Annotated in this window: 13 protein-coding genes; 12 read left to right on the top strand and 1 reads right to left on the bottom strand. The window is 48.3% G+C overall.

Translation table 11 applies throughout. The annotated features are described in order from the left end of the window. Both XMM312_RS05175 and XMM312_RS05180 read left to right on the top strand, forming a co-directional pair. Positions 1–786 (top strand): alpha/beta fold hydrolase, encoded by a 786-nt coding sequence (locus tag XMM312_RS05175; protein ID WP_217363843.1) that lies wholly within the window; start codon positions 1–3, stop codon positions 784–786. A gap of 10 nt (positions 787–796) precedes the next feature. Next, on the top strand, positions 797–1,552 hold the full coding sequence (locus XMM312_RS05180) for an enoyl-CoA hydratase (RefSeq protein ID WP_371731463.1): 756 nt from the start codon (positions 797–799) through the stop codon (positions 1,550–1,552). An 8-nt stretch (positions 1,553–1,560) separates the two neighbouring features. Here the strand turns inward: XMM312_RS05180 and XMM312_RS05185 are convergent, their stop codons facing one another. Beyond that, a complete protein-coding gene (locus XMM312_RS05185) occupies positions 1,561–2,580 on the bottom strand; it encodes an AraC family transcriptional regulator (protein ID WP_173481713.1) in 1,020 nt (339 codons plus the stop codon). A 166-nt stretch (positions 2,581–2,746) separates the two neighbouring features. Between XMM312_RS05185 and XMM312_RS05190 the strand changes: the two genes are divergently transcribed. The 10 genes from XMM312_RS05190 (at position 2,747) to XMM312_RS05235 (ending at position 14,373) form a co-directional block, all read left to right on the top strand. Further along, complete coding sequence (locus XMM312_RS05190) at positions 2,747–3,586, top strand: 3-hydroxyacyl-CoA dehydrogenase family protein (protein WP_173481714.1); 840 nt, start codon at positions 2,747–2,749, stop codon at positions 3,584–3,586. A gap of 107 nt (positions 3,587–3,693) precedes the next feature. Continuing rightward, a complete protein-coding gene (locus XMM312_RS05195; protein ID WP_217362097.1) occupies positions 3,694–5,322 on the top strand; it encodes an acyl-CoA synthetase in 1,629 nt (542 codons plus the stop codon). Positions 5,323–5,369: 47 nt separating this feature from the next. Then, positions 5,370–6,119, top strand: a complete 750-nt coding sequence (locus XMM312_RS05200) for an electron transfer flavoprotein subunit beta/FixA family protein (RefSeq protein WP_173481716.1) — start codon at positions 5,370–5,372, stop codon at positions 6,117–6,119. A 13-nt stretch (positions 6,120–6,132) separates the two neighbouring features. Continuing rightward, the gene (locus XMM312_RS05205; RefSeq protein WP_173481717.1) at positions 6,133–7,059 is read left to right on the top strand and encodes an electron transfer flavoprotein subunit alpha/FixB family protein; all 927 of its coding nucleotides are present in this window, start codon (positions 6,133–6,135) and stop codon (positions 7,057–7,059) included. 74 nt (positions 7,060–7,133) lie between these two features. After that, entirely contained in the window at positions 7,134–8,903 is a 1,770-nt protein-coding gene (locus XMM312_RS05210; protein WP_173481718.1) for an acyl-CoA dehydrogenase, read from the top strand. 38 nt (positions 8,904–8,941) lie between these two features. Then, on the top strand, positions 8,942–10,570 hold the full coding sequence (locus XMM312_RS05215; RefSeq protein WP_173481719.1) for an electron transfer flavoprotein-ubiquinone oxidoreductase: 1,629 nt from the start codon (positions 8,942–8,944) through the stop codon (positions 10,568–10,570). A 250-nt stretch (positions 10,571–10,820) separates the two neighbouring features. Further along, a complete protein-coding gene (locus XMM312_RS05220; RefSeq protein WP_173481720.1) occupies positions 10,821–11,252 on the top strand; it encodes a rubrerythrin family protein in 432 nt (143 codons plus the stop codon). A gap of 59 nt (positions 11,253–11,311) precedes the next feature. Then, positions 11,312–12,652, top strand: a complete 1,341-nt coding sequence (locus XMM312_RS05225; protein ID WP_173481721.1) for a heterodisulfide reductase-related iron-sulfur binding cluster — start codon at positions 11,312–11,314, stop codon at positions 12,650–12,652. Positions 12,653–12,662: 10 nt separating this feature from the next. Next, positions 12,663–13,247, top strand: a complete 585-nt coding sequence (locus XMM312_RS05230) for a DUF3501 family protein (RefSeq protein WP_173481722.1) — start codon at positions 12,663–12,665, stop codon at positions 13,245–13,247. Between the two features lie 127 nt (positions 13,248–13,374). Then, entirely contained in the window at positions 13,375–14,373 is a 999-nt protein-coding gene (locus XMM312_RS05235) for an efflux RND transporter periplasmic adaptor subunit (protein WP_173481723.1), read from the top strand.

The following is a 14,373-nucleotide window of genomic DNA, read 5'->3' on the forward strand; positions in this document are numbered from 1 at the left end:
GTGGAGAAACAGGTCACTACCGATCAGGGGCTGGTTAGCATAAAGATCTGGGGGGCAGAGCTATATCCCGAAATTGCGCCCCTGGTACTTATGCATGATTCCCTTGGTTCGGTTAACTTGTGGCGTGAATTTCCAGAACAGCTTCTCGAACGACTCCAACGACCTATTATCGCATATGACCGTCTCGGATTTGGAAACTCCGACTCCAGAGCAGTATTACCTAACCTCGACTTTATAGCTGAAGAAGCTAAGCACTACTTTCCACAAATTAAAACTGCTTTAGGGTTTAAAGAGTATCTAGTTTTGGGCCACTCAGTGGGAGGTGCGATGGCTGTGGAAATTGGTGCTTCGGACCCTGATTGTTTGGCGGTAATTACGATTGCAGCACAGGCTTTTGTGGAGAAGCAGACGCTTAAATCTATCAGCGAAGCAAAGTTACTCTTTACGCAGGATGGTCAGCTCGAAAAGCTTGAACGTTGGCATGGTGCGAATGCTCGGTGGGTACTTAGTGCCTGGACCGATGTGTGGCTAAATCCTGACTTCGCTGAATGGCGTCTAACCGATGCGCTTAATGAGCTAAAATCTCCAGTGCTCGCTATTCATGGTGAATTGGACGAGTATGGCTCGCAGGCATTTCCCCAATATATTCATGATCAGAGTGCAGGCCCCTCTGACCAGGTGATAATTCCCGATTGTGCTCACGTTCCGCATAGAACAAATGCAGAGCAGGTGCTTGAGAGTATCGAACAGTTTCTGAAAACTAATCTAGTCACAGACCAACAATAAGAGGAATGATGTGATGACAGTTTTAATACGTGAAGACAAAAGTGGTGTGGTGAAGCTAACCCTTAATCGCCCTGATCACTTCAATACTCTATCTGAAGCATTGCTTGAAGCGCTGCAGCACGAACTCGATGATATTGCACAGGATGAAAGTGTGCGCTGTGTGGTGATAGCAGGTAGCGGTCGCGGTTTTTGTGCTGGGCATGACCTGAAAGAGATGCGCGCTCATCCTCAGCAGAGTTATTACCAGGACCTCTTCGGGCGTTGTGGTAAAGTAATGCAAAGCATTGTGGCGCTTCCTGTGCCTGTAATAGCGAAGGTTCATGGAATTGCGACTGCCGCAGGATGTCAGTTGGCTGCTAGCTGTGACTTGGTAATTGCGGCAAGTTCTGCCCGCTTCGCAGTATCGGGTATCAAGCTAGGGCTCTTCTGTTCGACTCCTGCGGTAGCGTTGTCTCGATCTATCGCACCAAAGCGAGCTTTCGATATGCTCGTGACCGGTGATTTTATCAATGCTGATACAGCGTATGACTGGGGTCTAGTCAGTCAGGTCGTAGAAGAGGAAGAGCTTGATCAAGCTGTGGCCGACAAGGTTGCTAAAATTACCGAAAAGAGCCCTGATGCAATCCGCTTTGGCAAAGCAATGTTCTATCCGCAACGTCAGATGGCTCTATCAGATGCCTACGCATTTGCTGGCGATGTTATGGCTGAGAATATGATGTGCCAATCTGCCATCGATGGTATTGATGGTTTTTTGCATAAATCTTAAAGGATCTATTATGGGGCAGACCTGTTACCAGACCTAAATTCTCTAGGAGTTTGGCCGGTCCACTTCTTAAAAGATCGGGTAAATGCAGCAGTTTCAGAAAAACCAAGCTGTTGCGATATCCGCTGAATTGAAAGAGAGGATTGGTTTAGTAGATGTAGAGCACTGTCTCGTCTGAGCTCGTCTTTAATATCTTGAAATCCAGTACCCTCATCATCAAGTTTTCTTCGTAGCGTTCTAACAGTCATATTGAGTTGATGGGCGACACTTTCCATATCTATCTCGACAAACTCCATGTGACCCATGATATCTCTGACGCGACGGGTGAATACCGGTAGATACTCTTGTCGCGTGAACCATTGCAGCGGTGCACTTCTCAAATGATCTCGAAGGGTGTCGAGATTTTGGATAATTGGCGCTTTTAACGCCTCTACCTCAAAGATGAGTCGGTTAGCGGATGCTTCATATGAGACTGGGCAGGGGAAGATAAGCCGATACTCATCTGCGTGTGGTGGTTTGGGGCCTGTCATTTGCGCTTCAAATAGTTGGATCCTGCGGCCAATGAGCCAGCTTGGAAAGCGGTGCCACAACAGAAGTAGGAAGTCTCTTAGAAGGTAATCTGGATCCAATTCAGGTTTAGATAGCGACATCTCTAACGTCACTTTTTCTCCGTCGATAGATAGATTAAGCGAGAGGGATTCGTTCACTAAGCGGTAAAAGCGGCATAGGTGCTTGTAAACCTCTAACAGGTTTTCTGCACGCACGGCCTCTCTCGCGAAAAGACTAAACGTTCCGTACCGGGCTGGACGTTCGGCACAGGCCATGAACTCATCGTCACCCCGCTCCCATGAGAGTCGAGCTAGCGAGCCAAATTGCGCGGGCGTTAACCTAAACTTCTGGTTACCGAGAAGTCGCCCGTCCAGATTTGCGTCTTTAAGCAGTGAGCCAATATCAACACCCATTCGAGCTGCAGATTTAAGTGTTCCCAATGCAAAATGACTGGAGATGCTGTTGTTATCAAAATTCTGCATTGATCTGACCGAAAATCTATCTATTGGCTTCTACTTAGGTATTAGTGTCACAATATAGCGCAATTTCATGTCCGAAAATATCAATAAATAGTCTCGCCTTGTCATTTAGTCCTTGCTTTAATTGCTAGATAATTCCAAACATGCAAAAAAGCTTAAGGTTGGTTACATGATTCAGCAGGTTGGTGTCGTTGGTGCAGGTCAGATGGGGCAAGGTATCGCCCAGGTTTTGGCGTGCGCAGGCATCCAGGTTGTTTTGGTAGATATCTCCGCAGATCAGTTGGAGCTAGCGCTCGGTCGAACTGAAACGAGTGTTGCTAAGTTGAAAGAGCGCAACAAGCTGGCTGCGGGATGCAATCCACTCCCTTTCATTACCACATCTGTATCAATGGATGCGCTAGCTAATTGTGACCTGGTGGTTGAGGCTGCTACTGAAGATGAGATGACCAAGCGTAAGATTTTTCAAGCGCTCAATGGTGTATGTAAACCTTCAGCTATTCTGGCGAGTAATACCTCCTCAATTTCAATCGGTCGATTGGCAGCTTTAGTAGAAAATCCAGATCGTATGTTGGGTGTGCACTTCATGAATCCGGTGCCTTTGATGGCCCTGATTGAAGTGATAGTGACTAAGCACACCTCAGAAAATACTCGATCGGCTGTGCTCGAGCTCGCTGAGAAATTAGGTAAAACAGCGGTTGTTGTTAAAGACCGTCCAGCTTTTGTGCTTAATCGAATTTTACTTCCGACCATTAATGAAGCGATTCGTGTTGTCGAAGAGGGTACTGCAACACCAGAACAGGTCGATCAAATCATGACACTTGGGGCAGGCTTCCCAATGGGGCCGCTAGCTCTCGCTGATATGATTGGTCTAGATACCTGCTTAAGTATTTTGGATTTGATGTTTGTTGAGCTGAAAGATGCTCGTTATCTACCTGCACCTCTTTTGCGTGAAAAAGTGGTTGAGGGAGAGTTAGGTAAGAAAAGCGGAAAAGGTTTTTATACCTACTAAAATTAGGGAATTAACGCTGTTTAAGCTGCTCAAAGCGGTTTAAGCTGTGACGATAAACAGAATAAACGAGTGGTAAAACTCGCAAAAAATAAATGAGGGATAATCAGATGCACAACTCACCCTTTGAGACCAACCTTGATCAATGCTCTGCAAACTATGCAGCATTAACACCTATCAGCTTCCTTGAGCGTTCTGCGTTCATCTACCCTGATCGAACTGCAACAGTGAATGGCGCTGTTCGTCGTACTTGGTTAGAGACTCTCACACGTTGTAAGCAGTTAGCGAGCGCCCTCAATAAAGCGGGTGTTAAAAAGGGTGAGGCCGTATCAATCATTGCATCTAACCTTCCAGAGCATTTTGAATCGCACTTCGGTGTGCCGATGGCTGGAGCTGTTCTTAACTCGATTAACACGCGTCTGGATGCGGCAGCTGTTGCGTTTATCCTTCAGCACGCTGAAGCAAAGGTATTCCTAGTCGATAAAGAGTTTGGTGAATTGGCTACGGCTGCACTAGGCATGCTAGACAACAAACCGCTTGTGATTGGTATTGATGATGCTAGCTATGATGGCGGTGTGATGATCGGTGAGATGGACTACGAAGCGTTTATCGCTGGTGGTGATCCGGAATACGATTTCCCGCGCGTTACTGATGAGTGGAATGCGATCTCATTAAACTACACTTCAGGTACTACAGGTGATCCGAAAGGGGTTGTTTACCACCACCGTGGTGCTTACCTGAATGCTGCAAGCAATGCGTTATCTTGGGGTATGGAAATTCACGCATCGTACCTTTGGACTCTACCAATGTTCCACTGTAACGGCTGGTGTTTCCCTTGGACCATTGCCGCACAAGCGGGCGTCAGTGTGAGCTTGCGTCATGTCCGTGCCGATAAGATTTTTGAACTAATCAAAGAAGAAGAGGTTGGCTACTTCTGTGGTGCGCCAATCGTTCTTAATATGCTGAACTCATCTCCTGCTGAGATGAAAGCGGGCATCAACCACAAAGTTAAAGTAATGACCGCGGGTGCTGCTCCTCCAGCTCCAGTTATCGCTGGTATGGAAGCAATTGGTTTTGAGGTAACTCATGTCTACGGTCTAACTGAGACCTATGGTCCATGTGCTGTTTGTGCATGGAAAGATGAGTGGAATGAAAAATCACCTGCAGAAAAATCTGTGCTTAAAGCTCGCCAAGGTGTGCGTTCGCCAATGATGGAAGGCATGGTGGTTATGGATCCAGAGACCATGGAACTTGTGCCTAAAGATGGTGAGACCATGGGTGAGATCTTCATGCGAGGTAACCTTGTCATGAAGGGCTATCTGAAGAACCCATCAACTACTGAGAAGTCATTCAAAGGCGGCTGGTTCGCATCGGGTGATTTGGCGGTATGGCATGCAGATGGCTACGTGCAGATTAAAGACCGTTCGAAAGATGTCATCATCTCGGGTGGTGAGAACATCTCTAGTATCGAAGTTGAAGGTGTTCTTTATTCTCACCCTCACATTCAAGAGGCTGCAGTTGTAGCGAAGAATGATGAGAAGTGGGGCGAAACACCGTGTGCATTCGTCACTCTAAAAGAGGGTGCGCCAGAGGTAAGTGAAGCGGATGTGATCGAGTTCTGTCGTGAGCACCTAGCACGTTTCAAAGTACCTAAGAATGTTGTTTTCGGTCCGCTACCAAAAACGTCGACTGGTAAGATTCAGAAGTTTGTACTGCGCGATCAAGCAAACGCGCTGTAACACAGTTTAGTAGACTGGTCTTAGTGGCCAGGATTTAAGGAGTTAACATGAAAGCATTAGTCGCAGTAAAACGCGTTATTGACTACAACGTTAAGGTTCGCGTTAAAGCGGATAACAGCGATGTAGATTTGGCAAACACTAAGATGTCGATCAACCCATTCTGTGAGATTGCAGTTGAAGAAGCTGTACGTCTTAAAGAGGCGGGTGTCGTGTCTGAGATCGTTGTGGTTTCAATTGGTGACAAGTCTTGTCAGGAGCAGATGCGTTACGCAATGGCACTAGGTGCAGATCGAGGTGTGCAGGTCGAAGCGGAAGGCAAACTAAACTCTCTTGATGTTGCTCGCATTCTTGCGAAAGTGAACGAGTCTGAAAATGCTGGCATCTTTATTCTTGGTAAACAAGCGATCGACTCTGATAATAACCAGACTGGTCAGATGCTTGCGGCTCTTCTAGATGTGCCACAGGCAACTTTCGCATCTGAAGTAAAAATTGCAGACGGTAAAGCTCAGGTAACTCGTGAAGTGGATGGCGGTCTTGTGACTGTTGAGATGGATCTTCCAGCAGTTATCACTACTGACCTTCGTTTGAACGAACCACGTTTCGCAGCACTGCCAAAAATCATGCAGGCTAAACGTAAGCCACTGGATGTTAAGACTCTAGCTGACCTTGGCGTTGAGCTAACAAACAGCGTAGAGCTTATCTCTGTTGAGACTCCAGCAGAGCGTAGCGGCGGTATCAAAGTGGATTCAGTAGATGCACTGATCGACAAGCTACGTAACGAAGCACAGGTTATTTAAGGGAGAGTTGATGATGAAAACGTTGATTATTGCTGAACACGACAGTCAGTCACTTAAAGGTGCAACTCTTTCCGCAGTGACTGCTGCAACTAAACTAGGCGCGCCAGTTGATGTGCTAGTGGTAGGTTCTTCTGTAGCTGCGGCTGCAGCGCAGGCAGCTTCAGTTGCGGGTGTTGATCGTGTCCTAACAGTTGAAGATTCTGCTCTTGAACACTCACTTGCTGAGTTTGTTGCACCAATCGCTAAGCAGCTTGCAGGTGATTACACGCACGTTATTTTAGGTGCGAGCACTTTCGGTAAAGATTTGGCACCACGTGTTGCTGCACTTTGCGGTGTGAATCAGCTATCTGAAGTTATCGAAGTGATCGATGCAGATACGTTCAAGCGTCCAATCTACGCTGGTAACGCTATCGCGACTATGAAGAGCAGCGACGCGCTTAAAGTGATGACTGTTCGTGGTACTGCATTTGCTGCTGCTGGTAATGGCGGTTCAGCTGCTGTTGAAGCGGCATCAGTGACTGTCCCAGCTGCGAAAGTACGTTTCGTAGGTGCAGAGGTGAGCGAATCAGATCGTCCAGAACTTGAATCTGCAGATATCGTTGTTTCAGGTGGTCGTGGTGTAGGTTCTAAAGAGGACTTCGCTAAGGTATTCGAACTTGCAGATAAGCTTGGTGCTGCAGTGGGCGCATCACGTGCTGCGGTCGACAGCGGCTTTGTGCCAAACGATATGCAGGTTGGCCAGACAGGTAAGATGGTAGCGCCTAAGCTATACATTGCTGTAGGTATCTCAGGCGCTATCCAGCACCTTGCAGGTATGAAAGAGTCAGGCACTATCGTTGCTATTAACAAAGATGAAGAAGCGCCAATCTTCGGCATTGCAGACTACGGTCTAGTGGGTGATCTACACGAGATCCTTCCAGAGCTAGTATCGAAAATCTAAATCAAACAAGGGCAGCCTAGCTGCCCTCTGTTTTTAAGAGCTTTCCAACGCTTTCCAAATCGGGAATCTATTCTATGAGTATCTATAACGCGCCTGCACAGGACACCGCTTTTGTATTGGATCAATTGGTTGAATTCGATCAACTTTGCCAGGCGATGGGCCTGGATGAAGTTAATCTTGAACTGGCCAATGTCGTCGTTGAAGAGGCGGGTAAGCTCGCATCTGAAGTACTGGCTCCGCTCAATGCAGTGGGTGACCAAAATGGCGCACGCCTTGACGGTGATAAGGTTATAGAGACCTCAGGTTTCTCGGATGCTTACCAGCAGTACATGGAGAACGGTTGGGCAACCTTAACCGCGCCGGAAGCTTTTGGTGGGCAGGCCCTTCCGAATGTAGTGGGTACCGCCGTGAACGAGCTTTGGCACTCGGCCAATATGGCGTTTGCACTCTGCCCGATGTTGACTCAGGGTTCGATTGAAGCACTGATCGCTCACGGCAGTGATGAGCTAAAAGATCAGTACCTATCGCGCTTAGTCAGCGGTGAGTGGACCGGCACCATGAATCTGACTGAACCTAACGCGGGTTCAGATTTAGCAGCCGTTTCAACCAAAGCGGTACCGAATGGCGATCACTACCTGATCTCAGGCCAGAAGATCTACATCACTTGGGGCGATCATCAGATGACCCCGAACATTGTGCATTTAGTCTTGGCGCGACTTCCAGATGCACCGGCCGGTGTAAAAGGGATTTCGCTGTTTATCGTGCCTAAGTTCTTGCTGGATGAGAACGGAGAGCCTGCAGAGCTAAACGATGCAAAATGCATCTCTCTAGAGCACAAATTGGGCATTCATGGTTCGCCAACCTGTACGATGAGTTTTGGCGATAATGGCGGTGCAGTAGGCTACCTGGTCGGTGAAGAGAACAAAGGCTTGGCTTACATGTTCACCATGATGAACCATGCACGTCAGTCGGTGGGTCTGCAGGGTTTGTCGATCTCTGAACGTGCTTATCAGCAAGCGGTTGCCTACGCGAAAGAGCGCACACAGGGCAGTCGTAAAGATGGTTCGAAAATCCCTATTATTGAGCATCCCGATGTGCGTCGCATGTTGATGGCGATGCGCTCGGGCTGTGAATCGATGCGTGCATTGGCCCTAGTTGCTGCTGCTGAGATTGATCGTTCGCACATCGAGGGTGATCAAACGGCGGCTAAAGCGCGTGTTGAACTGTTAACGCCGATCGTGAAGGGCTGGATGACAGAGATGGCCAATGAACTGACCTCTCTGAATATTCAGGTTCATGGTGGCATGGGCTTTATCGAAGAGGCTGGCGCGGCTCAGCACTACCGTGACGCCCGTATCTTAGCCATTTATGAAGGTACTAACGGCATTCAGGCACTGGATCTGATTGGTCGTAAAACCTTGAGCGATAACGGTGCAGCGTTAGCGGATCTGCTTGATGAAATGGCGGCTATTGAAGCCGATCTTCGAGCGTGCGGACTTGATAAGATGGCCAATCGTTTTGTGGCATCCGTGGCCCGCGCACGAGAGATTCGAGAGTTTATTCTTGATCGTGCTGCTGCCGATCGCAGCTTAATGGGTGCGGTCGCATTCGATTTCTTAATGCAGATGGGCTACCTCACCGGCGCCTACCTAATGGCAAAAGAGGCCATTCGAGCTAAAGCCTTAAGCGGAGCAGGTTCTGCTTACTCGGATGAGTTTTTGGCCGCTAAAGTTGCCACCGTGCGCTTTTATGCAGAGCACTACTTGCCACGAGCAGAAGCTCATGCACAAACGATTATGACGGGCCTTGATGCCGCATTTGTGCTGAGTGACGAACAGTTTTAATTTACATTTCAGTGATTGAGTCGTTTTAGGAGAGATCAATGGATTATGAAGTAATGGACTTTGATGTCCTAATTGTAGGTGCAGGCCCTGCGGGACTTGCAGCTGCTTGTAAGATCAAACAACTCAATGCTGATCTGATGGTCTGTGTTGTTGAGAAAGCGGCTGAGGTGGGTGGTCATATCCTGTCAGGCGCGGTGGTCGATCCTAAAGCGTTAACTGAACTCTTCCCAGATTGGAAAGAGCAGGGCGCACCCCTGGTCACTGAAGCGAAAACAGACGAAATCGTCCTTCTGAAAAACGAGATAAAATCGATTACAGTGCCTAACTTTGTGGCACCTAAAACGATGCACAACCACGGCTGTTACATCGCCTCTGTTGGCAATCTGTCACGTTGGTTGTCAGAACAGGCTGAAGCCTTGGGTGTTGAGGTGTTTCCTGGCTTCCCTGCGGCTGAAGTTCTTTATAACGAAGACGGCAGTGTCAAAGGTGTTCTCACCGGTGCGATGGGCATTGGCGAAAACGGTGAAGAGAAAGATAGCTACGTGCCGAGCATGGCGCTGCAGGCTAAGTTCACACTCTTTGCCGAAGGCTGTCGCGGTCATTTAGGTAAAGAGCTGATCAGTCAGTTCAACTTGGATGAGGGCAAAGATCCTCAGCACTACGGTCTTGGTATTAAAGAGCTATGGGATATCGATCCTGCGCAACATAAAGAGGGCTTGGTGATTCATGGCTCTGGTTGGCCATTGAGTGACGGTACAAGTGGTGGCTTCTTCCTTTACCATGCTGAGAATAATCAGGTCGTTGTGGGCCTAATCGTCGATTTGAACTACTCAAACCCTTGGGTCAGTCCTTTTGATGAATTCCAACGTATGAAGCACCACCCGAAAATCGCGCAGTACTTAGAGGGCGGTACTCGTGTCTCTTACGGTGCACGTGCCATTGCTAAGGGTGGTTACAACTGTCTTCCAGAGATGACCTTCCCTGGTGGTCTATTGATCGGTTGTGATGCCGGTACCTTGAACTTCTCGCGCATCAAAGGTGTTCACACGGCAATGAAGTCGGGCATGTTGGCGGCCGAAGCGGTAGTCTCTGCTATTGCTGAAGAGTCAAACACGGCAACCACATTTAATGATCTCTACAAAAACTCTTGGTTGTACCAAGAGTTGTACAGCTCACGTAACTTTGGCCCAGCTCTACATAAGTTTGGTCCAATTCTTGGTGGCGCTTTCAATACGCTGGATCAGAACATCTTTGGTGGTCGTATCCCAGTGACACTGCACGATACTCACGTCGACCATGAGATGCTGCGTCCAGCAAGCGAGTGTACGAAGATCGATTACCCTAAACCAGACGGAAAGCTATCATTCGATAAGCTTTCGTCAGTGTTTATTTCGAACACCGTGCATGAGGAGGATCAGCCTTGTCACCTACAGCTGAAGGATAGCCGTGTTCCTATCACCGTTAACTTTGCTCAGTATGCAGAGCCAGCACAGCGTTACTGCCCAGCCGGTGTATATGAAGTGCTTGAAGATGAAGCCGAACCACGCCTTCAGATTAACGCAGCCAACTGCCTGCACTGTAAGACCTGTGACATCAAAGACCCCACCCAGAATATTCGTTGGGTGGCACCAGAGGGTGGCGGCGGCCCTAACTACCCGAACATGTAAATCAGGCATTGGTTTAGCGGCCTGGTGAATTACTAATTAAAGAGAGCTTTTTAGCTCTCTTTTTCGTTTCTTAAAGAGACCGCTTTATGTTGCCAGCTTTAGGGTTGAAAGGTGAATAGGAAAGATCTATCAGCACCATAGAAAATTAAAATTAAGCCAATTTTGAGATCCTGGCGTATTTTTAAGTGAGACAAGAAATTTTCTTGTCCAAGCTCTGTTTAGTTAGCTAACAAAAATAGGAGAGAACATCATGGATCTCAAAGGTACTAAAACAGAAGAGAATCTAAAGGCAGCATTCGCTGGCGAATCAAAAGCAAACCGTCGTTACCTATATTTTGCCAACATGGCAGACATCGAGGGTGCTCCAGAAGTAGCCAACGTATTCCGTAATACGGCTGAAGGTGAAACTGGTCACGCGCACGGCCACATGGAATACCTAATCGATGGTGGTTCAGGTGACCCTGAAACTGGTCTAGCTGCAGGTAATGTGGCGGAAGCACTGGAATCTGCGATTGCAGGTGAAACTCACGAGTACACTGACATGTACCCAGGCATGGCGAAAGCAGCTCGTGAAGAGGGCTTTGACGAGATTGCTGATTGGTTCGAGACGCTTGCAAAAGCAGAACGCAGTCACGCTAATAAGTTCCAGAAAACACTGGAAGCTTACAAAGCGGAAGCGTAATCAGCCCACGATAGGTCGGGCAACCTGTTCGACCTATCGATCTTTGCCTGGAGAGTGTTATGAGTACAAAAAAAGAGGGCAATCTAGAAGCCCCAACACGCCATCCTCTGGATTGGAAAAATCCAACTTTTTACGACAAAGATGACCTTCACCAAGAGATGGAGCGCGTCTTTGATATCTGTCACGGTTGCCGTCGTTGCCTGAGTTTATGTGACGCCTTCCCAACGCTGTTTGATCTGATTGATGAAAGCGAAACTATGGAAGTCGATGGTGTTGCTAAAGAGGACTACAAGAAGGTTGTTGATCAGTGCTACCTCTGTGACATGTGTTACATGGCGAAGTGCCCTTACGTACCTCCACACCCGTTTGATTTAGATTTTCCGCATCTTATGCTGCGCGCTAAAGCGGTCGAGACCAAAGAGAAGGGTCTCCCCATGCGCGACAAGATTTTATCCAGCACTGACACCACCGGTAAGCTAGCCGGTATCCCCATTGTCAGTGAGACGATTAATACGGTTAACCATTGGAAGCCGACGCGCAAAGCACTCTCTGCAACCTTAGGCGTTGACGAAGAGGCATGGTTACCGCCATTTGCAAGTAAGAAGTTACGCAGCAAAGCCAAGCCGAATGAGATTTTTGACGTTGTAGCGGGTGAACGCACACCCGGCAAAGTGGCACTGTTTGCGACCTGCTACATCAATTACAACGAGCCGGGTATTGGTGAAGATTTTATTGCAGTACTAGAGCACAACGACATACCTTGGACCTTTGCTCAGAAAGAGGTCTGCTGTGGCATGCCGAAGCTAGAGCAGGGCGATCTTGAAGGGGTGGACTCACTAAAACGTATCAACATCCCGCAACTGGCTAAGTTAGCCAAAGAGGGTTATGCGCTGACGTCGGCTGTGCCAAGTTGTACCTTGATGTTTAAACAAGAGCTGCCACTAATGTACCCGGATGACGAAGAGGTTAAGTTGGTACAGGAAGCATTTTGGGATCCGTTTGAATACCTGATCGCACGTCAAAAAGATGGTCTATTGAAAGCGGAGTTTGAACAAGGACTAGGTAAAGTCTCTTACCATGTTCCCTGTCACGGTCGCGTGCAAAACGTCGGTAAGAAAACCGAAGAGATGTTGAAGCAGATTCCTGATACCGAACTAAAAACAGTAGAGCGATGCAGTGGTCACGCGGGCACTTACGGTGTTAAGAAAGAGTTTCATGAAAAAGCGATGAAGATAGGTAAGCCGGTATTCCGTCAGATGGCTGATTTTGATCCGGATTACATTTCGAGTGACTGCCCATTGGGAGGAGCTCACATCGCACAAGGTATCGATAAAAATCACGATAAGCAGCCAGAAAAGTCACACCCAATATCACTATTGCGCAAGGCTTATGGCATTTAAGGAGTAGAGTATGACCCAATTAGTACGCGACTCGTTAATGTCGCTGGAAACCTACCACAAAGAACGTCCTGAATTTCGTAAAAAGGCACTGGAGCACCGCCGTCGAAGAACGGTCTTTATTGGTCCCAACGTCACGCTTCAGTTTGAAGACGAGTTGACCATCCGCTACCAGATCCAAGAGATGCTTCGCATCGAGAAAACCTTCGATGAAGAGGGTATTCAAGATGAGTTGGATGCCTACAACCCACTGATTCCAGATGGGACCAACCTGAAGTGTACACAGCTCATTGAATTTGCCGATCCAGATGAGCGCAAAGTGGCACTGGGTAAGTTGGTCGGGCTTGAACACAAAACCTATGTTCAGGTATTCGGCCATGAAAAGGTGTTTGCAATAGCCGATGAAGATCTAGAGCGCAGTACTGAAGAGAAGACCAGTGCCGTCCACTTCATGCGTTTTGAATTGACCGATGAGATGATCGCGACACTCAAAGCGGGTGCGGCTCTTGCTGTCGGTGTGGACCACCCCAACTATCAGCACCATGTTGATGAAGTGGACCCAGAAACTCAGGTTACTTTAACCGCTGATCTTAAATAGTTCTGATCCCTGAAGAGAGGGTGCAGTCGGCCACCCTCTCACTCTTTCATTTTGCAATGCACCATTCCTTGCTAGACTGCGTAGATATCGGTCTAGATTTTTAGACCATCCGTCACAATCGAGGTTAATGATGCGCTCCCTTCTTTTTGTTCTAGTGTTTGGCATAGCTAATAGTGTTCAGGCAGCACCTGTGGTGTCGACTCAGTCTTTTGCTGACTTAGTCTATTACCCAACATTCTCAGCACCTGCAGAAGTGATCAGTGCCAATGATGCTGCGCTGAGTGCAGAGCTCTCTGCACGTATTGTGAAGATCAATGTTGAGGTGGGTGATCGAGTGAAGCAGGGCGACGCTCTGGTGAATTTAGATTGCCGTACCTACGAGAGTCAGTTGGCGACGCAAAAAGCGGTTTTGAGTGAGTTGCGCTCACAACGCCCACTTTTGAGTGATCAATACGAACGTGCCAAGACCTTGAACAAACGAGGCAATCTAGGTGACGATGCTCTGCAACAGCGTGAAACGGCGCTTACCTCATTGGATGCCCGCATCGATGTGCAAAACCGTCAGATTGAACTGGCTGGTATTGCGACTGAAAATTGTTCGCTGGTTGCTCCATTCGATGGAGTCATTGCAGCACGAATGGCTCAGCTAGGTGCCTTAGCCGCTCCCGGTATGCCTCTGCTTCAGTTGGTTCAAACGGATGGGGCAGAACTAGAAGCCAAAGTCGCCCCTGGAAAAGGGGTTGCTGAGAGCAAGGTGTGGTTTGAAAGCAACGGCCAATCTTTCGCGGTTGAGTTAAGAGCTAAATTGCCCATTATTGATCGTCGCGAACGCACGCAGACCTACCGTTTTATTTTTACTGAAGCGACGCCCGAGATTGGTGCAACGGGTCGTTTAACCTGGACCGCCAATCAACCGCACGTCTCCTCTGAACTGTTGGTTCGTCGTAAAGTCGATGGCGAATGGAAGCTTGGTCTGTTGCTTGAAGAGCAGGGTGTCGCACAATTTGTCGTCGTCGACGGTGCCATAGAGGGTCAGCCTGCGGCGGTTGATCTTCCCAAGGGGTCACAGGTCATTACCGAGGGTCGATTGCTCGCAGTCGAGGGCGAAGCGGTAGAGGTGCGCTGA

The sequence above is a fragment of the Marinobacterium sp. xm-m-312 genome, from assembly GCF_013283295.1.
Classification (GTDB): domain Bacteria; phylum Pseudomonadota; class Gammaproteobacteria; order Pseudomonadales; family Balneatricaceae; genus Marinobacterium_E.